The sequence below is a fragment of the Pseudoalteromonas sp. T1lg10 genome (assembly GCF_002964545.1).
Lineage (GTDB): Bacteria > Pseudomonadota > Gammaproteobacteria > Enterobacterales > Alteromonadaceae > Pseudoalteromonas.
This window is the reverse complement of the sequence record NZ_PQBV01000004.1, coordinates 332,314-353,727: the sequence shown is the minus strand read 5'-3', so window position 1 is coordinate 353,727 and position 21,414 is coordinate 332,314. Positions and strand designations below refer to the sequence as shown.

The window sequence follows — 21,414 nt, the reverse complement described above, 5'->3', positions numbered from 1 at the left end:
GCTGGCCTTTTTTGTTACTGTATTGAGCACATTATGCCATGGCATTTTGTAGCTTCTTCATCGCGCTTTTCTCAAGCTGACGAACACGCTCTGCAGAAACCTGATACTTTTCAGCCAGCTCTTGCAAAGTCGCCTTTTCATCCGCTAACCAACGCGACGACACTATATCCTGTGAACGCTCATCCAGAGTTTTCAACGCTGAGAACAGTCGTGTATGTGACTGCTCCTGCCACTGCTCCTGCTCCACCGACTCGGCTAAATCTGAGCTGTTGTCGGTCAGGTACTGAACCGGCGAGTAGGTTTGGCCAACGCTGTTATCGTCTTCATCGTTGGTCAAGTCAAAGCCCATATCCTGGCCGCTCATACGCGACTCCATCTCACGGACTTCTTTTTCACTCACGCCCAGCTCATTAGCAACCGTGGTCACTTCTTCTTGGTTGAACCAACCAAGACGTTTCTTATTCTTACGCAGGTTAAAGAACAATTTGCGCTGTGCTTTAGTGGTAGCCACCTTAACGATACGCCAGTTCTTTAATACATATTCGTGAATTTCGGCCTTAATCCAATGCACGGCAAATGATACCAAGCGTACGCCAACCGTTGGGTCGAAACGTTTTACCGCCTTCATCAGACCAATATTGCCTTCTTGAATCAGATCCGCCTGCGGCAAACCGTAGCCACTGTAACTTTTAGCAATATGAGCCACAAAACGCAGATGCGACATGATCAACTGCTTAGCAGCACTTAGGTCACCCTCATCCTGAAGCCTGGTTGCCAAACGGCGTTCTTCCTCGGCCTCGAGCATGGGAATGGTGCTAACAGCCTGCAAATATCCTTCGATGCTCGCGCTTTGTTGGCTTACCGGTAATGCAAGTGCATTTAAATTTGTGCTCATTATTCACCTCGGATGATAAATCTTCATCTAAATTTAGCACTCTTTTAGCGAGAGTGCTAAAACATTGTAACCTTTGACCGCACGCTTATCAAGAAGTTCTCAAAGATCAGAAATAACAAGATAACTAACTGTTTTTATTGGTAAAAACCGATAATTTAGCGACTTTGAAATATGACAATTTGATAACAGCTTAAGTTCTAACGAGAAAAACCTAGCGTGTTGGCAGTGAACATTGAGTGAACTTTAGCAGTCGTTAGCCGGCTTAACAACCATGGCTAACGACTACAGGAGTGATTAAACCTTATCCGGTTCGATTTCTTTAATATAGCGGCGTACCGACAGGTAGGAGCCGCTAAAGCCAAGGACCACGGCCAGGCCAATAAGGGTAATAAACTCATCGGCGCTGAGTCCTTGCAATATAAAGCTGGATTGATAGATGCCGGTCACCTGCGCCACTGCCGACTCCAACCACCACATCATTAACAGGTTACAGATCAGCGCCACAAAACCACCTATGACCCCATACCAGATACCGGTCCATAAAAAGGGTGCCTGGATAAAGCCATTCGTTGCACCGACCAGCTTCATTACCTGAATTTCGCTGCGTTTATCCATAATAGACAGGCGTATGGTGTTGCCTATGATCAAGATCACCGAGGTCAGCAATAACATGGCTATGGTGATCACGCTTTCCTTAAGCAGATTTAAAATGGAATTAAGTCTTTCCAACCACTCTATGTCCAGCTTACCAAAGTCGACTTCGCGCTCCTGCTGCAACTTATTTAGCAGAGCTTTTGCCGCCTGCGGCTGGCGATGTCGTTCTGTGGGGGTAACCAAGACCACATCGGGAAGCGGATTGGCATCGAGATAATCCAGGGCATTGGCAAAACCCGATACCTGTTTAAACTCATCCAGAGCCTGGGTCTTGCTGATATAGCGTACTTCTTCCACTTCACTGAATAACGCCAGGCGCTTTACCAGGGTTTGCACCTGTTGCGCCGACATATCCTGCTTCACAAACAAGGATATTTCCGCGGCATTCTCAAAGCCACTGCTAACTTTTTGCACATTTTTTACCACCAGGTATAAGGTGGAGGGCAAGGTCAGACTTAGACCCAGCACCAAGATGGTCATCATGGATGCCGCCGGTGTCCGCCACATTTCACCCAGGCTCTGTACGCCTTGGCGAATAGTATTAAAGAGGCCAAAATACCAACGGGTAAAAAAGGAGTGGCCCTTGCGCTGATACTCGGTTTTGCGGCCTTTAAACAATAAACTCATAATGCCGCCTCCGGCGCTAAGGGATCGTTCAGCAGGCGACCGTTTTTCAGCGTTAGGCTACGGTACTTCATGCGCGCGATAAGACCGAGATCATGGGTGGCTATCAGCACCGAGGTGCCGTGCTTATTAAAGTCTTCAAAGAGTTTAAGGATTTCCATGGAGAGTTCCGGATCCAGGTTCCCGGTCGGCTCATCGGCCAGCAAGATGGGCGGTGAATTCACTATTGCACGGGCAATACCCACTCGCTGCTGCTCACCACCTGATAAGGTCAGAGGGTTACAACGGGCCTTATCCCCTAACCCTACTTTTTCCAGTGCCGCCGACACCCGCTTTTCAATTTGTTTGCGATGCGCACCTTCAATCACCAATGGCAAGGCGACGTTATCAAACACTGAATATCTGTCTAATAAACGGTGATTCTGGAAAATAATGCCGATATCCCGGCGCACATAAGGGACTTGGCTTTGCTTAATGGCACCAAGATCAACGCCGTTAATGGCCACGCTGCCCACTGAGGGGCGCTCCATCAGGCTGATCAGCTTTAACAAGGTGCTTTTGCCGGCACCACTGTGACCGGTTAAAAAGGCAAGCTCTCCCTTCTTTATATGAAAGCTCACCTTCTCAAGGGCTAAGTGGCCGCCGGGATAGGTTTTACTCACATCTTGGAATTTTATCATTATTATTATGTCCCAATTTGTACTAGCAGCGATCGCTAGCTGTTATTGCTCACCGCTAAAGAGTGCCTCAATAAAGTCATTGCTGTTAAAGGTACGAAGGTCGTCGATGCCCTCGCCCACACCTATATAACGAATCGGTGTTTTAAACTGATCGGCAATAGCGAAGATCACCCCACCCTTGGCGGTGCCGTCCAGCTTGGTCAGCGTAATACCGGTTAGGCCCACCGCCTGGTCAAATAGCTTCACCTGACTGATGGCATTTTGGCCCGTACCCGCATCTATGGTCAACATCACTTCATGAGGTGCATCGGCATCGATTTTCTTCATTACACGAGCAATTTTTTCCAGCTCTTGCATCAAGTTATCTTTATTCTGCAAGCGTCCGGCGGTATCGGCGATAAGCACATCAATATTACGGGCCTTAGCGGCCTGGAAGGCATCGAAGACCACAGAGGCACTGTCGGCACCCGTGTGCTGGGCAATCACTGGAATTTCATTGCGCTCACCCCACACCTGCAACTGCTCAACGGCGGCGGCACGGAAGGTATCACCGGCGGCCAGCATCACGGATTTACCCTGCTGCTGATACTGTTTTGCCAGCTTGCCTATGGTGGTGGTTTTACCCACGCCATTGACACCCACCATAAGGATCACAAAGGGGCCGTCTTTCTTATCTAGATCTAGAGGTTGTTCGGCGCTGGCCAGCATATCGGCCATTTCCTGCTTCAATAATTCATACAGGGCGTCACCGTCTTTAAGCTGTTTACGGTCAGCGGCATCGGTCAGGTTATCAATCAGTTTAACCGTGGTATCCACACCCACATCCGCAGTAAGCAGCTGGGTTTCCAGCTCTTCAAACAGCTCGTCATCGATTTTTTTACCGGCGAATAAGGACGCAAAGCCAGAGCCGATATTCGACTTGGTTTTTAATAGGCCTTTTTTCAGACGAGAGAAAAAGCCCGTCTTTTTCGGCTCTTCAGCCTCTTGCTCTGCGGCTTCTTTTTCCGCTTGCTCTTTGGCAAGGCGCTCTTGTTCTTCTTGCTCTTTAGCTAGTTGGGCTTCCTCTGCTAAGCGGACTTCCTCTTCACGCTCTTGGGCTAAACGAGCCTCTTCTGCTAATCGTTCCTGCTCGGCTAGCTGCTCGGCTTGTGCGCGGGCAGCTTCTTCCGCAGCGAGACGTTCCTGTTCTGCTTGCTCTTGAGCCGCTTGCTCGGCAGCCAAACGCTCCTGTTCTGCTTGCTCTTGAGCCGCTTGCTCAGCAGCCAGACGCTCCTGCTCTGCTTTTTCTTGAGCCGCTTGCTCGGCAGCTAGACGTACCTGCTCTGCTTGCTCTTGAGCCGCTTGCTCAGCAGCCAAACGCTCTTGCTCTGCTTTTTCTTGAGCCGCTTGCTCGGCAGCTAGACGTACCTGCTCTGCTTGCTCGCGGGCTGCTTGCTCAGCAGCCAGACGTTCCTGCTCTGCTTGCTCGCGGGCCGCTTGTTCGGCAGCCAGACGCTCCTGCTCTGCTTGCTCTTGAGCCGCTTGTTCAGCAGCCAGACGTTCTTGCTCTGCTTGCTCGCGGGCCGCTTGTTCGGCAGCCAGACGTTCTTGCTCTGCTTGCTCTTGAGCCGCTTGCTCAGCAGCCAGACGTTCCTGCTCGGCTAGCTGCTCGGCCTTTTCACGGGCTTCCTCGGCAAGCTGTTCGGCTTGCTCTTCGGCTAGACGCTGTTGCTCTAGCTCTTGTTCCTGTTGTTCTTGCTTATCTTTGTTGCCTAAACCGAACCAAGACAGAAACTTACTTTTTTTAGCCATAATCTGAAACCGTACACTCAATATTAAGGTGGGCCATGGGTCTGAAAACGCAGGTATTCCCCCGCCGATATCGACCACCCAAACTCGGGCCGCTGTTGCTAGCGACAAATATTATTTATAATTGCGCGTTATATTATCATTTTCCCAGCATATGGAAAAAGCATAAGTGAGTAAAAGCATGATCGGCCGACGAAAAACGGTAAAAAACAGCCCTAAAAACCACTCTGGTGCCGGACAAATCCGCATTATTGGTGGTCAGCATAGAGGGCGAAAGCTACCGGTTCATGACGTTCTCGGCTTAAGACCAACAACGGATCGCCTCAAAGAAACCATTTTTAACTGGTTAATGATGGATGTACGTGATGCTAGTGTATTGGACTGCTTTGCCGGGGCCGGAAGCCTGAGCTTTGAAGCCCTGTCACGCTTTGCCAGCGATGCGACCTTGCTTGAACTCGACGCCAAAGCGGCAAAACAACTGGAAGAAAATGCGCAACTGCTGAAACTGACCAATGCCGAGATAATACGCGGCGATGCCATGGCATTTTTACAGTGCCCAGCCAGCCGCCAGTTCGATCTTGTATTTGTCGACCCGCCCTTTAACCGCAATCTAAGCACGCCATGTTGCGCTACCCTGGAACAACAAAATTGGCTAAGCGATCAGGCACTTATTTATGTCGAAGTGGAAAGTGATAATCAGGACTTTTGCGCTCCTGCCAACTGGCAGTTGCTAAAGGAAAAGCAGGCCGGACAGGTTTGGTGCCGGCTTTATCAAAGAGTAACGCAGGCCTAGCAAGGGCCAAGCCTGCAAAATAGCCTTATATCTCTACGCCAATATTGGTCTGGCCATCGGCAACGGCCAATTGGCGCAGCGCCTTGGCGCTGTCTTTATCGAGTCGCACCATGGCGGCAACAAAGTCGATTAACTCGCCTAGCACCTCGATTTCATATTCCATCAACGGATGCTGATTCACATCCTGCGCACTGTAAGGCTGCTCATCGAGTTCAAATTGATATTCGATAAGGCGGGCAACGGTTCCCTGCGCTATTTTACAAACGCTCACATACTCGTGCTCGTCCTTACTCTGCAAGCCCTGCAACAAGGTCAGCAAGGCGGTGGCGGCATCTATGGCCGGGTATACGCCAAACACATCGAAGTCATTTACCTCGGGCACATTTGGCTCTACCTTTTCAATCAGTTTTTCTATGCTGATCTTACTCTTAGGCAGCAGGATCTTTTCCCAGCATAAGGCCAGAGCATTGCGCAATACCTCGGGCTCACCAAACTCAAGAGCCTCACTAAAGAGCGTATAATTTGGCAACATGCGTTCTAACAAGGCCGCCGCTAGGGCCGCCTTTTGCACCGTATTCAACTCACGAATACGCTGAAAGTTATTAGGCTTCTTCATTTTTATCTTTCATACAGGACCAGCACAAATCGAAACTAGCGGGATTCCACTGCCGACAGAACTGGCACTGCCATTTCGCTGCTGATGTTTTTGATTGGCGGTATTCTAGCAAGATTTCTTGAGCTGCGGGCAGTTTTATATCGTATACCCAGACACTGACGGTGGTTTCGGCGAAGGGGATCTCGCCGAGCGCCCCTTGCAGGGCTTCACCTTTAAGCAGGCATTGAATGCCAGCATGCTCTAGCATGCCTTTGACAATATTGGCCTCGACGCTGTGCTCAGCGTCAAAGGCCAGTACCCATTTAAAGCTCATTATTGCGAGCCGATTTAGGCATCGCTTTGCAGCTGCTTCTGGGCGTAATCGAACTTAAGTTTATATTCCATCATTTTTTCTTGCGCCTGCTCAAGCTCATCTTTTAATTCAAGATGCTCAGAGCGCAGGCTGTCAAATGCCTGACGCGCTTGTTTCGAATCATTGTCGATACGCGAGCGCAGACTTTCATTGCGCTGTTGCTCATCGCGATGACGCGAACCCAGGTTTTCTACCTGAATTTTTAGCTGCTCAATTTCCTGGTTTTCCTGAGCACTGCGATCTTGCATCTGTTCGAGCTCAGCACTAATGGCGTTTTTCTCTTCATCAAGTGCCTGATTTTGCTCTTCAAGCTCGGCTAAGCGCTGCTGCAGTTCGGCATGCTGTTGCTGCCACTGCTCTTGCTCCTGTTTCAGTAAGCTGTGCTGTTGCTTAGCTTGCTCTTTTAGCGCTTGCTCATGCAGCTGCTCTTGCTCTTGCAGTTGCTGCTGTAAATCTTCGATGGCGGCTAGCTGCTCACTAAGGCTGGCAATTTCTTGCTGTGCTTGCTCATATTGCTGCTCAGATTCTTGCTGCTGCGCTTGGAACTCGGCCAGCTGCTGAGTCAACTGCTCATTAGCCGCTCTTTGCTCAGCCAATTGCTCCTGTTCGGCATTAAGCTCATTGCGTAGCTCTTCGCCCAGGTTCTTTAAGCGCTGCACCATCACCTGCTGGTTTTCACCTTCTTCGGTTGATTCATTCAACTGCTCCGATAGATCCGAAAGCTGTTGGTTTTGACGACTAACCAGTTGTTCGTAATGAGCAAGCTGTTCTGAAATGGCTTCGTTTTCTTTCTGCAATTCAACAAGCTGCTGTGCCGCTTCCTCACTGCCCTGTTGTTGCTCGGCCATTTCCTTGAGCTTTTCTTGCCAAGCGATATTGCTTTGACGCTGGCTTTCTAACGCTTGTTTTAATGTTTGATTATCTTTTTCAAAAGCTGCTTTTTGCTCTCTTAAGGTGGCTACCGCGTTAAGTAACTCTTCACGCTCACCTTGAGAATTATAGTTATCGCTTTCAAGCTCGGTTAATTTATGCTTAAGCGCCGCCAGCTCATGTTGTTTTTGTTTTAGCTGCACATGCTCATCGGCATACTGAGCGTTTTCTTGTTGCGCTTCTAGTAATTGACGATTCTGCGTTGCATAACGCTCTTTTAAAGCTGCAAGCTCACCGCGTGCTTCTTCGAGTTGCTCGGCATCACCGGCATCGGTGTTATTACCCAATTGCGCGGCAACCAAAGCTATACTCAGCTGTTGACTTAGTTGTGCGGCGAATTGGTGCAGTGGTTGATTGTCTGATGAGTCAGCCAGGGCGTTATTTAATTGCTCCGGCTCAACGTTAAATAAATCTGCACAGCGCAGTGTGAACTCCTGTGCCAATTTATCTGGCGCCTCTTTTTGTTGAGGCTTACCATTGTTGATAGCCATGTTTCCCCCTTAACTAGATGCAGGTATTGTTTTTATCACTTAAACCGAACATCTATTCGCATATATATGCTTGATTAAACTTGTCTAATGCCTTAGTTTCTAAGACCGATAGCAAAATTGTTAATATTAAGCCTGTTATTTGTAAAAAAGTCTAGCCTATAGTTAACATTCCACTATTATAAACTCCAATAATGGAAAAAAGATGACATTAACCACGCCAGCACTACTTTTTCCTGCTATTTCCCTACTACTTTTAGCTTACACAAACCGCTTTTTAGTGCTGGCTCAATTGATCCGTGAACTTAATGCTCGTGAGGGTGAAAACATCCGCCCTTTTGTGGTTCAGCAAATCGATAATTTAAAGAAGCGAATTCGCCTTATCCGTACCATGCAGGTGTGGGGTGTTGTTTCTTTTTTATTATGTACTTTGGCAATGTTTGCGCTATTTGTACAGGTTAATTTGGTCGGCACTATTTTATTTGGTATCAGTTTAGTAGCCTTGATGATTTCCCTGCTAACTTCCTTGTATGAAATACATATTTCCTGTGATGCCATTGCCATTGAGCTCGAATCTATAGGACAAAAAAAATAATCCTTTATCATTAAAACCAGTCATTACTTTAGCCAGCAGAAAAGGCGTACAACATCAGGTAAATATAGGCCAAAACAGAGTATAAAATTATATTTTTAGGAGCGCTTATTCAGGTTTCTAATACAAGCGAAAAAACGACTTTTTAGCGGTCCCCCTATTTATTTGGGGTACAATGTACTAATATTGGATTCGGCTACAAAGCAAAGACCTAATATACTTACTTTAAGGGATTTAAAAGTGAGATTTGAACAATTAAAGCAGTTTTTAGCACTCGGCTCGTTACGCCATTTTCGTCAGGCCGCAGAACAAACCAATATCAGTACTTCAGCATTAACCCGCAGTATTCAAACACTCGAACAAGAAGTGGGTCATCAACTGGTTAAACGTTCTACCCGTTCGGTAATATTGACCGAGCAAGGGGAAGTGTTCCTGCATTTTTGCAGACGTACTTTGGACGAATACAGTCAAGTAATTCAACGCTTAGATCATAGCCAGGGGAAACGCGATAACCTCTTAGTGGTAGGTTACACAAACTCCGCCAGCACCATAGTGCCCGTTTCCTGCGGTCAATTTATGGCCAGGCATCCAGAGATCAAAATTGAGATGCAGCTGCAAGAAAGCGATGCGCTTTACTCCATGCTCAAGCGCGGCGAAATAGATATTTATGTCAGCGAAGAAGATCAAGACAACAACACCATAGATCTCCACCTGCCCGATCAACTGCTGCTCTTTGCCCGTCAGGATCACCCTCTGGCCAACCAGGAATGTATTACTCTGGACGACCTGGCTCCCTATCCATTGTTCGGTTGTTTTTCACAGAGCCTGCATGTGCAAAGCATGATAGCCGAAGCGGCACAGCTGCTGAACAAGGGCGATGATATTCGTCTTGGTAGCCTGAGCGAAATCATTAGCTGCGTAAACAACAACCGCAACATAGCTATTGCCGCCATTGAGCATGCAAAGACCCTAAGCGCTCACCCAGAACTGATACAACTTCGCTCCAACAGCAACTCCACTGCGGCTCGCTTTGTGGTCAAAACCCAGCAGACATCGCAGCCCCATAGCCATCTTGATGAGCTGCTGACAGTCATTACACAAACGGCCAATGCGCTGGGGTTAGAAGCTTAAAAGTAATACCGTTGATAAAGTTCTCACTGCTTTTCTTTTTCAGCGGTATACTTAGCCACCATTAATTACCCTGTCCCACATGTGAATACAGAATTGTTGTTTGAACGTGTCCTTGATGATGTCCATCAGCAAGGCTACGCCATTATTGAGCAAGCCCTGTGCCCAGATCTCACCGCACAACTTTACGCAACCGCACAAGCCCAGCTGTCAGCATTTTCTCCAGCCGCTATAGGCCGCCAGGACGAGCAGCAACTAAATACTGAGGTGAGAAAGGACAAGACCTTGTGGTTTAGCGGCAGCTGCGCTGCAGAGCGCGATTATTTGGCTGTCATGGAGGCGTTGCGTTTAACCGTAAACAGGCACTTCTATTTAGGTTTATTCGACTATGAATGTCACTTTGCCTATTACCAAGCTGGGGATTTCTATAAAAAACACTATGATGCTTTTAAGGGACGTTCAAACCGGGTGTTAACTACGGTTTTCTATCTGAATACCCCAGCTCAGGGCGGCGAGCTGGTGATTTATAAACCCCGCTCCAAGGAAATAGCGGAGCGAGTGGCGCCTAAGGCCGGCACCTTGGTAGTATTTGAAAGCGAACGCTTTATGCATGAGGTTTTGCCAGCGCAACAACCACGCTTTTCCATCGCTGGCTGGTTTAGGAAAAATAACTCCATTGCCGGGGTGATCGACCCGCCGCGCTAAGCCAAAAATTGCACGAGATGCGCCCATCATAGGGCGCATGGCTAGTACAAACTCGCCACCAGGCCGATAAAGATGGCCATGCCCACATAATGATTATTTAAAAACGCTGCAAAGCAGGCATCGCGGTCACGTTGGCGACTTAAATACAGCTGACGCATTAACAGTAACGCCGCAACCAAAAGCCCAAGCCAATAAGGCCAGGTCAACTCGGCCGAGCTACCTATATACACAAGTATGGCCATAAACAGGGTATTAAGAAGCGCCACCATGGCTAAATCAAAGCGGCCAAAAAGAACCGCCGTGGACTTAATGCCAATTTTTACATCATCGTCCCTATCCACCATGGCGTAAAGGGTATCGTAGGCAACAGTCCATACTAGATTGGCAATAAACAACAGCCAGGCCTGCATAGGCACGGTTTCCATCGTTGCCATATAGGCCATAGGAATCGCCCAGCTAAAGGCCGCGCCCAACACCACCTGAGGCAAATGGGTATAGCGCTTCATAAAGGGATAGCAGGCTGCCAGAGCCAAGGCTGCAAAAGACAGGACTAGGGTCTGCCAATTGAGCAATAAAACCAAGACAAAAGCCAGCAGGATAAGCAAGACGAATAAACTTAGCGCCTCACCAGCACTGACCTTGCCTGCGGCCAGTGGTCGAGCCTGCGTACGTGCTACGGCGCCGTCTACCTTGCGATCGGCAAAGTCATTGATCACACAGCCGGCGCTGCGCATCACAAACACTCCGGCGGAAAAAATCACTATCAGCTCAATGGCCGGCCAGGTCGCATCACCGGCTGCCAACCACAAAGCCCAGAGCGTTGGCCATAGCAACAACAAGGTGCCTATGGGCTTGTCGGTGCGCATAAGCTGCTTATAGTAAGGCCAGTGCGCCCACTGCAATGCTGCTAACTTCATAGGTAGGCATAAGCTCCAGGTAAAAATACCTCACACACCATAATCTGCTGCCCGGTTAGGTTAAAGCGGCTGCGACGCCCCCATAACGGCTGGTTTGGCAAATTAAAGGATTGGGTCAACGCCAGAAGATCAGCATTAGCGCTAAAGTCAGCGACCTGTAATTGTTGACGGGATAATTGAGGGTCCTGAAAAATCACCTCACCCAAGGGCGTAGCGCCCAGATGAGTCAAATCCACACCCTGCTCTGCGTGCTCATAGCAGGGGATCCAGCTTTGGGCATACACCATAGGGCGATTATCACAAAACAAGATAACTTCACGCACACGCACCTGCTGGGTATCGCAGGTAAATATATCGCCTTGGTAAGCAGCAGCATCCACAAGACGCTCGCTCAGCACCTCAACGGCAAACTGCTCGGAAAATGATTTCAGCCGCCGGGTAAGCGAATTTGGCTCGACCAACCAGTCAAGCAATTGCGCGGATAAGGAGACGCGCTCAACATCTTGCCATTGCGCCTGCAGCGAAAGGGGATAAGTAGGCAAAGGACCACTCGAATAAATCAAAAAAACACCGCAGGATCATACCACCGCTGAGGCAAGGGCTAAAGAGATGTGTTTGCCGCTGTGCTGTTACATTTTGCTTATCCGCAAAACTACGAGCACCTAAGGTAGCGCTAGAGGAGTTAATTATAGCGATCGCGCCTTATGCATTTTGCAATTAACAAGGTGTTTTAGCAGGATTAATTATTCACATTGGCGGGTACTAAGAGAGCCTAAAAAATGCTTAGAATGCGTTAAGGTTCTGCTCCAACAAGTAAAAAAGCGACCTAGGTCGCTTTTTTACTATTACCACTGAATGCCATAAACACAGCTATCAGCATGCCGCTAAGCAGGCCTCCCAAGTGCGCCCAATTGGCCATGGGCATAAAGAAGGTATCGGTAAAACCAAAGGCCAGCCACAGCAATAAAAAGCCTATCATACCCTTGGTCATCATCGGCTTGGTCTTCGCCAACAAGGGGTAAATCCAGCAAAAGCCGACCTGGGCATACACCACACCGGAGAGGCCGCCAAAATTAGGCCCCACCATTAAATACTGCGCCCAGCTGCTCACCAAGGAGCCAAGAATAAACACACTTACCAGCGTCAGTTTTGAGGTTTGTCGCTCAATAGCGGGCCCCAAAGTCAGCCACCATAACACATTGAAAATAATGTGAAGCGCGGAAAAGTGGACGATAGAGGGCGTCAACCAGGACAAGGGCTGCACCGGGTTAAACTGCAGCAGCGGGAAAATCTCGGTAAACTGACCCAACAAAAATAAGGCATAGATGAGTATGCTAAGAATACTCACGCCTTTAACCAGCAGGCTTAACTGGTTAAAACGCTGTAGCAGGTTCAGCTTAGTGCCGCCGTAAACCAGGCCCGAGTCGGTACGGCCACTTTGCCAGGCCGCATCCGCATAACGGGGGTGCTCTGGCTGTGCCTGAAATTCTTGCCATAACGGCTGAACCTGATGGAAATGCTCTGGGGCAACGCCAATGATCACATGGCCCTGCTCGCCTTGTCGTAGTGCACCCACAAAGCCCTTAGTGCCGATATAATCGACAAAGCCTTGTGCCGCGCGCACATTATTGGTGCTGCCTAGTTCAATCATTTTTCAACCAGTTCCGGGAATTGAGTAGCCCAGGCCGAGAAACCGCCGTCCATAGTGTATACATCATCAAAGCCCTGCTCGGCCAGATAACCAGCCGCACCTTGTGAGCTAATACCGTGATAGCAAACAACAATAATGGGCTGGTCATACTCTTTGTGGAGCATAAACTCCCCAATATTACTGTTGCTTAGGTGTTCGGCCTTAGGAATATGTCCGGCCGCGAACGAGTTAGGATCGCGAATATCCGCAATCACCACATTTTCATCATTTAACAGGGCTTGGGTCTGCGCCACTGAAATATGTTTATACGCCATAGTGCTATAAATACTCTTCTAAAACAAAAGGCGGCCTAAGCCGCCTTATTTCTGTGCATTATGCCCAGTCTAGGATGACTTTACCAGACTGGCCGCCAAGCATGGTATCAAAGCCTTCCTGGAAGTCATCGATACTAAACTCATGGGTGATAATGGGTGAGATATCCAGACCAGATTGGATCAGGCTGGCCATCTTGTACCAGGTTTCGAACATTTCTCGACCGTAAATACCCTTGATGATCAAGCCCTTGAAAATAACCTGGTTCCAATCAACGGCCATATCCGAAGGTGGAATACCCAGCATGGCAATTTTACCGCCATGGTTCATGTTATTAAGCATGGAGTTGAATGCCACAGGCACACCCGACATTTCCAGGCCCACGTCGAAGCCTTCGGTCATGCCCAGCTCTTTCATCACGTCTTCAAGTTTTTCCTGGCTTACGTTAACGGTGCGGGTAGCACCCATTTTTTTAGCCAGATCAAGACGATATTCATTGATATCGGTAATAACTACATTGCGGGCACCTACGTGCTTAGCAACCGCAGCGGCCATAATACCGATAGGGCCAGCACCTGTGATCAGCACGTCTTCACCAACCAGGTCGAATGACAGCGCCGTGTGCACCGCATTACCGAACGGGTCGAAGATAGACGCCAGCTCATCTGAGATATTGTCTGGAATTTTAAACGCATTGAATGCAGGAATAACCAGATATTCAGCGAAGCTGCCTTCACGGTTTACGCCCACGCCTATAGTGTTGCGGCACAGGTGTACACGACCGGCGCGACAGTTACGGCAGTGGCCACAGGTAATATGGCCTTCACCAGATACACGGTCGCCAATATTAAAACCGCGTACTTCCTGGCCCATGTCCACTACTTCGCCCACATACTCATGGCCCACAACCATGGGCACAGGAATGGTATTTTGCGCCCATTCATCCCAGTTGTAGATATGAACATCGGTACCACAGATGGCGGTTTTACGAATTTTGATCAGTAGATCATTATGACCTACTTCCGGCTTAGGAGCATCCGTCATCCAGATGCCTTTTTCTGCCTTAAGTTTTGATAATGCTTTCATCAACGCGCTCCTTAAATAACGCCCAACTCTTTACCGATACGGGTAAAGGCCGCAATCGCTTTGTCCAGCTGCTCTTTGGTGTGGGCAGCGGAGATTTGCGTACGAATACGCGCCTGACCTTTAGGTACCACAGGGAACGAGAAGCCAGTGACATAAATGCCTTCGGCCAATAGTTTATCCGCCATGGCGCCGGCTAGCTTGGCGTCGCCCAGCATCACAGGAATAATGGCATGGTCTTTACCGGCACAGGTAAAGCCGGCGGCTTCCATTTGCTCACGGAAGTAAGCGGCGTTTGACCACAAGGTATCGCGCAGCTCTTTGCCGTCGGCCAGCATGTCTAATACCTTGATTGACGCGGTCACAATTGACGGTGCCAAAGAGTTTGAGAACAAGTATGGACGCGAACGCTGACGCAACCACTCAACAATTTCTTTCTTACCCGAAGTATAGCCGCCCGAAGCGCCGCCCAGGGCCTTACCCAGGGTACCCGTGATAATATCAACACGGTCCATTACGCCACAGTATTCCGGCGTACCACGGCCATTTTCACCCACAAAACCAACGGCGTGTGAGTCATCCACCATCACCAAGGCATCGTATTTGTCGGCCAGGTCACAAACGGCTTTAAGATTACAGATCACGCCGTCCATTGAGAACACGCCATCGGTGGCGATCAGCTTGGTTTTAGCACCCGCTTCGTCGGCAGCGATCAATTGTTGCTCGAGATCCGCCATATCGTTATTGACATAACGGAAACGCTTGGCTTTACACAGACGCACACCGTCGATGATAGAAGCGTGGTTTAATGAATCCGAGATAATAGCGTCGTCGGCACCAAGAATGGTTTCGAATAGGCCGGCATTGGCGTCAAAACACGAAGAGTACAAAATCGTGTCTTCGGTTTGTAAAAACTCGCTGATTTTCGCTTCAAGAGTTTTATGAATGTCCTGCGTACCACAGATAAAGCGCACAGAAGCCACACCAAAACCGTGGTCGCTTAAACCTTGCTGCGCTGCCTTAATTAGTTCTGGGTGGTTAGCTAAACCTAAGTAGTTGTTAGCACAGAAGTTAATAACCTTGTCGCCACTGGCTACTTGAATTTCGGCTTGCTGTTGTGAGGTGATAATACGCTCACTTTTGTACAGACCATCGGCTTTCACTTGCTCGATTTGTGCTTGCAGCTGGCTATAAAACGCAGAAGCTCTCATAAATTTCTCCAATACTTGAACCGACTCCCTTGGCTAGGTCGGTTCAGCGGTTAATAAATATTTGCGGGTATTGTAAAAGGTTTGCGGCACAATTGCATCGTTTGTCGTTCATCACGGCACCTATAATCATGCATGGAACGAGAATAAATACCCAGGCTGTATCTAAGCTTTTATCAGAGCGGGTACTTCGGCAAGGGAATCACAGACCAGATCGGCATCCGCCAACGCCTGCTCGGCAAATTCCTGGCCGCTGCGCACCAGTACCTTGGTGCCTACGCCGCAGCTTTTAGCCGCCAACATATCACCATGTTTGTCACCAACCATGATGCATTGGCCTGGGTCTAAATCAAAGGCTTCTATGCCCTGTTGCAACATGCCGGGCTCGGGTTTACGACAGTCGCAGTCAACGCCGTAGTCGCCTTGACCCTTGGTTGGGTGGTGGGGGCAATAATAAATGGCATCAAGCTGTACACCATGCTCGGCGAATTGTGCCTTCATCCAGTCGCTCAGCTCGGCAAATTGTGTCTCGCTGTAATAACCCCGACCAATGCCCGACTGATTAGTGACCACGATTAAACGATAGCCCATATTCTGAAATGCGAGACAGGCGCCAAACACGCCATCGATAAATTCAAAGTCTTCGGCCTTATGGACATAGGCATGATCGACATTGATCACCCCATCCCTATCTAAAAATACCGCTTTATTACTCATAGTCGGTGCTCTCGTACTAACTTATCGAACATGGCAATCACATCATCCACGGCAATGCGGTCCATCAGCTCACCCTTGGCGCGTACGCCCCAGGGCAGCTCACTGGCCGGCTTACCGTATTGCTCTTGCACCGCCTGGTTGTACACCTCAACCACATAATCCTGATACAAATAGGGTCCGGTGCGTTTGGGGTTGGAATGGGCGTAAAGACCGATCACCGCCGTACCCTGAGTCACGGCCATGTGTGCCGGGCCGGTATCCGGTGCCAACACCAGGGTCGCCAAGCCCAACACACAGGTTAATTCTTTTAGGCTGGTTTTACCCACCAGGTTGAGCACCGGCTGCTGACAATGGGCAATGATCTGATCGGCAAGCTGCTGCTCCATGGCCGTGGGCCCGCCACTAATGGCAACACGGAATCCCTGTGCCATAGCATGCTCGGCCACCGCGGCATAACGCTCCGGCAACCAGTTGCGCTCGGCCTTACTCGCTGCTGGGCTTATCACCAGCAGGGGTTCACCATCGTCGCCCACCAGCTTCATGGCGTTTTGCTTGTCGGTGTCGCTGAGCGGCATTTGCCAATGAGGGGTAAAGTCGGTCACACCCAGTTGCTCGGCAAACTGCATAAAGCCTTCTAATACATGGGGCTGCTCTTTGGCGGCAATACGACGGTTGATAAACCAGCTATGCAATTCTTTTGAGCGCGCCTTATCGAAGCCGATTTTGACCTTGGCGCGAATACAGCGGCTCGCCAATCCGGCGCGAAAGGCCACCTGCATATTTAGCAACACATCGAATTCTCGCCCGTTAAGCTGCTCCCGCAGGGTTTTAAAGGCTTGGCGCCCCTGTTTTTTATCGAACACCACAAATTCAACGCCGGGCACCCCCTCGAGCAACATGGCCTCGACCTTACCTATCACCCAGGTGATTTTGGCTTGGGGATGTACCCGTTGAATGGCTTGTACGGCGGCCACCGCGTGACAAACATCACCGATGGCAGATAAACGAAGAATACAGATAGATTGCACGGAATTGAGTTGCAAAACGAGCGTCCTAAAGCAAAAGTCTGAGCAAATGTTAAAGCAACGCCAGCGCATTGCAAGTTCAATAGTGAGTTTATCGTTGCGGCAAAAAAAGCTACACTGGCAAGCACCTGCAGCCAATGTGTTTATTATGCAACTGACTCCCCTAGCCCCGAACAAAACCCTGTTTACCGCAAATGCCAATGTTGGCGAGATCACCGAACTATGGTTTTCTCCTGAACACTGGTTGGCCGAGGATAAGGTGTACGCACAAAAAACCGGACGTGCCACCGCCTACTTTTTTGCCGAGGGCGATTTACGCGCCGTGCTCCGTCATTATTGGCGCGGTGGTCTGATAGGTAAGGTTTTGCAGGATCAGTACCTCTATACCGGCATAAAGAACACCCGGGTGTACCGCGAATTTGACCTGATGTGCGACCTGTATCAGCAAGGCCTGCCCGTGGTTGAGCCCATTGCCGCCCTGGTTAAGCGCTCCGGTCTGATTTACCGCGGCGACATCATTACCCGCGCCTTAGAAGGGGCACAAAGTCTGTGTGAGCGCCTGCAAGCCGGTTCCTTAAACGAGCACACCTTAGAGCGCATAGGCCAAACCTTGGCTCGCTTCCATAACGCCGGGGTCTATCACGCCGATTTGAATATCAATAATATTCTCTTTGATGGCGAAGATAATGTGTATGTCATTGATTTTGATAGGGGGGAGGTACGCCAGCCAGATGAACAATGGCAGCAGCAGAATATGGCCAGATTAGCGCGCAGTTTTGCCAAAGAAGCCGGTCGACAAAGCACCTTTCACTGGCAGGAAAAAGACTGGCTGTGTTTAATGGCTGCCTATCAGCAAGCACTTACCTACTGATAGGGCCTGCTGATAGGATAAACGGCGAATTAAGTGCGGATTTTGCTGATCACGTTGGACGTTGAGCAGCCGTTTAGAAACTCCAGCACCTCAACCTGACCGCCGTGACGCAGTACATGCTCGGCACCTGCTATCTCTTCCACCTTGTAATCCCCGCCTTTAACGAGAATATCCGGGCTCACCTGCTCAATCAGCTTGGCCGGGGTATCATTTTCTTCCACCTTACCGAAGGGGATCACCCAGTCCACCGAGGCTAACGCACTCAGCACCATGGCACGCTCTTCAAGCGGATTGATAGGACGCTCCGGGCCCTTTAAGCGGGCAATGGAATCATCGGTATTTAACCCGACTACCAAGCGGTCGCCCATGGCCTTAGCCTGGGCCAGATAACGCACATGGCCGGCATGAAGAATATCGAAACAACCGTTAGTGAAAACGATTTTCTCACCATTTTGCTTGGCAAATTCAATATGCTGCAACACGGACTCAAAGGGCGCCTGATAATGCTCGCCATTTTCGCGCAGGTATTGTCCCAGCTTACGGCTGAGCTCTTCCGGCGAAACGGTAGCGGCACCGAGTTTGCTTACCGCAATACCAGCGGCAATATTGGCCAGCTCCACCGCATCCGCAGGCGCCATGCCGGCACCTAGCATCACGGTCAGGGTAGCGATCACAGTATCACCGGCACCGGTAACATCACTGACCTCACGCACCTGGGCGGCAAAGTCGTGCTTTTCGGTGGCGCTGATCAGCGACATGCCCTGCTCGGAGCGGGTCAACAACATGGCACCTATGCCGGCCTCGCGAATAAGTGCACGGGCACTAGCGGTCAATGCCTGCTCATCGCTGCTGTCACCGCCGGCTAGCCTAAATTCATTGAGGTTTGGGGTGATATAATCGGCACCACGATACAGGCTTAGCTGTGGCGATTTAGGGTCAACCAACACGGTTTTGCCGGCATCCTTAGCAACGCGGATCATGGCCTCAATCAGGGTCAGTGACCCCTTGTTGTAGTCGGAGAAAAGTACAAAGTCGTAGTCGTCCACTACGCGCTCAAGACGCTGTAGCAACAATTGTGAATGTTCTTTATTGAATTGCTCTTCCTGATCCAGACGCACCACCTGCTGATGACGGCTGATCACCCGCATTTTCGCTATGGTCGGCAGCTCCACTACCTGCACCAGCTGCGAGTCGATATGTTCCTGAGCCAAAATGCGCTGCAGGGTTTGTCCGCTTTCGTCATCACCGATCAGACCCAGTAAGGCCACCTGGCCATCAAGTCGGGCAATATTTTTGGCGACGTTGGCTGCACCACCGGCCTTGTCTTCAAGGCGGTTTATCTTAACAACAGGTACCGGCGCCTCAGGTGAGATGCGTCCGGAGTCACCGTGCCAGTAGCGGTCAAGCATGACATCGCCAACCACCAACACCTTGGCTTTATTTAGATTTTTAAGTAATCCCAGATCCATGCTTACTCCGCTACCAGCAAATCAAGCGCTTCACACAGCCAGTGGCCGATAAACATATGCGCCTCTTGAATGCGGGCGGTTTCATCGTTGGCTATGATGATGGGCAGCTTAGCGATGTTTTTTACCTCACCACCGTCACGGCCGGTTAAAGCCACGGTATAAGCACCGATTTCATTGGCGGCTTTGAGTGCCAGATTGATATTGGCACTGGTGCCCGAAGTCGTCAGGCCGATCACCAAGTCTTCTGGCTTACACAGAGCCTGCACCTGACGTTCAAAAACGGTATCGAAATGATAGTCGTTAGAGTGAGCGGTGAGGATCGAGGTATCCGTGGTCAGGGCTATCGACGCCAAGGGGCCGCGCTCTTTTTTATAGCGCACCACAAATTCAGCGGCCAGATGCTGGGCATCGGCGGCGCTGCCACCATTACCAAACCAAACCACCTTACCACCGGCTTGCAATGCCTGATGACAGGCTGCCAGTAATTCGGTTGCTTGCTGTTGATAGGTATCCATAACATCAAAAAGTGCGCGATGGCGGGCAAGGCTATCCAGGTAGGTAGCCGCTAGGGTGTCGGTATTGACCATTTTCGATCCTCATTCATGAGTTTTAACGGCATTATTCCAAAGAGTATTTAGAATTGCACGTTTTTGTCTGAGATTGGCAGCCGCAGCCTGTAATAGACAAGCATACTCGGCAGAGCCTACACGCGGAATTTAGTTAATAAAGCTTAACTGTTAACTTAAATGCCACAATTGGGCACTGCCATTGCCTCCTAGGCTTTGTTATTATTAGCCGGCATTAAACTAAATCAGGCAATATTAGGTGACTAAGCACGGAAGTAATCCCTTAATCGGCGCAACCCAATTAAAAAATGCCAAGCGCATACTCTATATGAGCCATTTGGCACTGGGTGATTACGTCTATCAAGGGGTGTTTTTACAACAGCTGGCCGCCACCTATCCGCATTTAGAAATTGATATTTGGTTTGATGACTGCCGCGAGCAACAAAAAAGCTGGCATGGCGGGCGCAATCAAATTCTCGGCCAATGGTTAGAGAGCGAGTCCCATATCGGCCATATCTACCCCAATCCAGACTCAGAGCAGCAGCGTCAACAGCAAATACAAGATGCACAGCAGCGCAATTATGATCTGGTATTTTTTATCGCCACCACACGCAGCGAACGTTTCTGCCATTATGCCCGCCTGATTGCCGGTGACCGCTGTGCCGTTGGCGCCTACGCCCTGAGCGCCCTGCAACGCTGGCAACACAAAGAGACCATTGCTGCTCTCGATGCCGGTATCAAGGTCAGAAAAAGCACCCGTTTCGATCATATTAGCGATTTTTACCGCCATCACTTTCACGCCCTGGTTGCCATGGACGCCCCAAACCAGGCATTTCAACACCTGCAGGTGCCCAAGCCTTATCTGGATGCGTTGCAACAAAGCGATGAGCTAAATAATTTCGTGTTTATCAATCATCTGTCGACCACTGAAAAGCGCGATTGGCAATTGGCCCAAGTGTTTGAATGCATAACCAACTTGCACCAAAAACAGCCGACATTGCGCTTTGTGATCAACGCCCCCAATGAGCAATTGGCGCAGTTGCAGCAAGAAGTGCAAGACAACGAGCAACTTAAAGGCATCGACATCAGTACCTTTAGCGCTAAACAGCATTTTTATGAATTGCCGGCGATGATCAGCCGCGCTCGTCTGGTGATCAGTGTGGAAACGGCGATCATGCACCTGGCCGCCAGCTTAAACGTGCCGGCGCTGGCGTTGATCCGTGCCAAAGCACACCAATGGCGCCCCTTAGGGCCGGGAGAAATTTTGGTGGGCGGTAAGCGCGTCGACAGCATCAGCGCGCAAACCGTAACCGATAAGGCCCTGGCGCTACTCGCCAAGGCCTAAGGTCT

At 49.7% G+C, this 21,414-nt stretch carries 23 protein-coding genes; 6 read left to right on the top strand and 17 right to left on the bottom strand.

The genetic code is table 11. The features are described from left to right. Nucleotides 1-31: 31 nt before the first annotated feature. From rpoH to ftsY, 4 genes are all read right to left on the bottom strand, one after another. Nucleotides 32-895 (bottom strand): RNA polymerase sigma factor RpoH, encoded by an 864-nt coding sequence (gene rpoH / locus C2M17_RS03990; protein WP_105199569.1) that lies wholly within the window; start codon nucleotides 893-895, stop codon nucleotides 32-34. A gap of 294 nt (nucleotides 896-1,189) precedes the next feature. Then, nucleotides 1,190-2,176 carry a permease-like cell division protein FtsX gene (ftsX, locus tag C2M17_RS03985; protein ID WP_105199568.1) on the bottom strand — a complete coding sequence of 329 codons (987 nt, stop codon included), beginning with the start codon at nucleotides 2,174-2,176 and terminating at the stop codon, nucleotides 1,190-1,192. Then, entirely contained in the window at nucleotides 2,173-2,853 is a 681-nt protein-coding gene (gene ftsE, locus C2M17_RS03980) for a cell division ATP-binding protein FtsE (RefSeq protein WP_105199567.1), read from the bottom strand. Before ftsE ends, ftsX begins: the two co-directional genes overlap by 4 nt. A gap of 42 nt (nucleotides 2,854-2,895) precedes the next feature. Continuing rightward, nucleotides 2,896-4,644: a signal recognition particle-docking protein FtsY gene (ftsY, locus tag C2M17_RS03975; RefSeq protein WP_105199566.1), complete on the bottom strand. Its 1,749-nt coding sequence runs from the start codon at nucleotides 4,642-4,644 to the stop codon at nucleotides 2,896-2,898. A gap of 178 nt (nucleotides 4,645-4,822) precedes the next feature. On the opposite strand from ftsY, the gene rsmD reads away from it, so the two are divergent. Further along, nucleotides 4,823-5,434: a 16S rRNA (guanine(966)-N(2))-methyltransferase RsmD gene (rsmD, locus tag C2M17_RS03970; protein ID WP_105199565.1), complete on the top strand. Its 612-nt coding sequence runs from the start codon at nucleotides 4,823-4,825 to the stop codon at nucleotides 5,432-5,434. Between the two features lie 25 nt (nucleotides 5,435-5,459). On the opposite strand, the gene C2M17_RS03965 is transcribed toward rsmD, so the two are convergent. The 3 genes from C2M17_RS03965 to C2M17_RS03955 are packed head-to-tail and all read right to left on the bottom strand — an operon-like array spanning nucleotide 5,460 to nucleotide 7,823. Next, on the bottom strand, nucleotides 5,460-6,050 hold the full coding sequence (locus C2M17_RS03965) for a YjaG family protein (RefSeq protein ID WP_105199564.1): 591 nt from the start codon (nucleotides 6,048-6,050) through the stop codon (nucleotides 5,460-5,462). Further along, a complete protein-coding gene (locus C2M17_RS03960) occupies nucleotides 6,037-6,363 on the bottom strand; it encodes a putative signal transducing protein (protein ID WP_105199563.1) in 327 nt (108 codons plus the stop codon). The genes C2M17_RS03965 and C2M17_RS03960 overlap by 14 nt, the downstream gene beginning before the upstream one ends. A 14-nt stretch (nucleotides 6,364-6,377) precedes the next feature. After that, nucleotides 6,378-7,823, bottom strand: a complete 1,446-nt coding sequence (locus C2M17_RS03955; protein ID WP_105199562.1) for a hypothetical protein — start codon at nucleotides 7,821-7,823, stop codon at nucleotides 6,378-6,380. A 202-nt stretch (nucleotides 7,824-8,025) separates the two neighbouring features. Between C2M17_RS03955 and C2M17_RS03950 the strand changes: the two genes are divergently transcribed. The 3 genes from C2M17_RS03950 (at nucleotide 8,026) to C2M17_RS03940 (ending at nucleotide 10,245) form a co-directional block, all read left to right on the top strand. Beyond that, nucleotides 8,026-8,415 (top strand): DUF2721 domain-containing protein, encoded by a 390-nt coding sequence (locus C2M17_RS03950; RefSeq protein ID WP_105199561.1) that lies wholly within the window; start codon nucleotides 8,026-8,028, stop codon nucleotides 8,413-8,415. Nucleotides 8,416-8,652: 237 nt separating this feature from the next. Then, the gene (locus C2M17_RS03945) at nucleotides 8,653-9,543 is read left to right on the top strand and encodes a LysR family transcriptional regulator (RefSeq protein WP_105199560.1); all 891 of its coding nucleotides are present in this window, start codon (nucleotides 8,653-8,655) and stop codon (nucleotides 9,541-9,543) included. 81 nt (nucleotides 9,544-9,624) lie between these two features. Further along, nucleotides 9,625-10,245 (top strand): 2OG-Fe(II) oxygenase, encoded by a 621-nt coding sequence (locus C2M17_RS03940; RefSeq protein WP_105199559.1) that lies wholly within the window; start codon nucleotides 9,625-9,627, stop codon nucleotides 10,243-10,245. Between the two features lie 41 nt (nucleotides 10,246-10,286). On the opposite strand, the gene ubiA is transcribed toward C2M17_RS03940, so the two are convergent. From ubiA to C2M17_RS03900, 8 genes are all read right to left on the bottom strand, one after another. Continuing rightward, nucleotides 10,287-11,162, bottom strand: a complete 876-nt coding sequence (gene ubiA / locus C2M17_RS03935) for a 4-hydroxybenzoate octaprenyltransferase (RefSeq protein WP_105199558.1) — start codon at nucleotides 11,160-11,162, stop codon at nucleotides 10,287-10,289. Continuing rightward, nucleotides 11,159-11,725: a chorismate--pyruvate lyase family protein gene (locus tag C2M17_RS03930; protein ID WP_105199557.1), complete on the bottom strand. Its 567-nt coding sequence runs from the start codon at nucleotides 11,723-11,725 to the stop codon at nucleotides 11,159-11,161. The genes ubiA and C2M17_RS03930 overlap by 4 nt, the downstream gene beginning before the upstream one ends. Nucleotides 11,726-11,988: 263 nt before the next feature. Further along, nucleotides 11,989-12,813 (bottom strand): rhomboid family intramembrane serine protease GlpG, encoded by an 825-nt coding sequence (gene glpG / locus C2M17_RS03925; RefSeq protein ID WP_105199556.1) that lies wholly within the window; start codon nucleotides 12,811-12,813, stop codon nucleotides 11,989-11,991. Then, nucleotides 12,810-13,127, bottom strand: a complete 318-nt coding sequence (glpE, locus tag C2M17_RS03920) for a thiosulfate sulfurtransferase GlpE (RefSeq protein ID WP_105188307.1) — start codon at nucleotides 13,125-13,127, stop codon at nucleotides 12,810-12,812. Before glpE ends, glpG begins: the two co-directional genes overlap by 4 nt. A 58-nt stretch (nucleotides 13,128-13,185) precedes the next feature. Further along, entirely contained in the window at nucleotides 13,186-14,211 is a 1,026-nt protein-coding gene (tdh, locus tag C2M17_RS03915) for an L-threonine 3-dehydrogenase (RefSeq protein WP_105199555.1), read from the bottom strand. Nucleotides 14,212-14,222: 11 nt separating this feature from the next. Next, the gene (locus C2M17_RS03910) at nucleotides 14,223-15,419 is read right to left on the bottom strand and encodes a glycine C-acetyltransferase (protein WP_105199554.1); all 1,197 of its coding nucleotides are present in this window, start codon (nucleotides 15,417-15,419) and stop codon (nucleotides 14,223-14,225) included. Nucleotides 15,420-15,581: 162 nt separating this feature from the next. Then, a complete protein-coding gene (gmhB, locus tag C2M17_RS03905) occupies nucleotides 15,582-16,133 on the bottom strand; it encodes a D-glycero-beta-D-manno-heptose 1,7-bisphosphate 7-phosphatase (protein WP_105199553.1) in 552 nt (183 codons plus the stop codon). Next, nucleotides 16,130-17,230, bottom strand: coding sequence for a glycosyltransferase family 9 protein (locus C2M17_RS03900; protein ID WP_105199552.1), 1,101 nt, complete (start codon nucleotides 17,228-17,230; stop codon nucleotides 16,130-16,132). The genes gmhB and C2M17_RS03900 overlap by 4 nt, the downstream gene beginning before the upstream one ends. Before the next feature lie 76 nt (nucleotides 17,231-17,306). On the opposite strand from C2M17_RS03900, the gene C2M17_RS03895 reads away from it, so the two are divergent. Then, nucleotides 17,307-18,029: a 3-deoxy-D-manno-octulosonic acid kinase gene (locus C2M17_RS03895; RefSeq protein WP_105199760.1), complete on the top strand. Its 723-nt coding sequence runs from the start codon at nucleotides 17,307-17,309 to the stop codon at nucleotides 18,027-18,029. 29 nt (nucleotides 18,030-18,058) lie between these two features. Here C2M17_RS03895 and hldE read toward each other — a convergent pair whose 3' ends face one another. After that, entirely contained in the window at nucleotides 18,059-19,498 is a 1,440-nt protein-coding gene (hldE, locus tag C2M17_RS03890) for a bifunctional D-glycero-beta-D-manno-heptose-7-phosphate kinase/D-glycero-beta-D-manno-heptose 1-phosphate adenylyltransferase HldE (protein ID WP_105199551.1), read from the bottom strand. Between the two features lie 2 nt (nucleotides 19,499-19,500). Next, nucleotides 19,501-20,085: a D-sedoheptulose-7-phosphate isomerase gene (locus C2M17_RS03885; RefSeq protein ID WP_105199550.1), complete on the bottom strand. Its 585-nt coding sequence runs from the start codon at nucleotides 20,083-20,085 to the stop codon at nucleotides 19,501-19,503. Nucleotides 20,086-20,323: 238 nt separating this feature from the next. On the opposite strand from C2M17_RS03885, the gene C2M17_RS03880 reads away from it, so the two are divergent. Further along, nucleotides 20,324-21,409 (top strand): glycosyltransferase family 9 protein, encoded by a 1,086-nt coding sequence (locus tag C2M17_RS03880; protein WP_105199549.1) that lies wholly within the window; start codon nucleotides 20,324-20,326, stop codon nucleotides 21,407-21,409. Nucleotides 21,410-21,414: the final 5 nt, after the last annotated feature.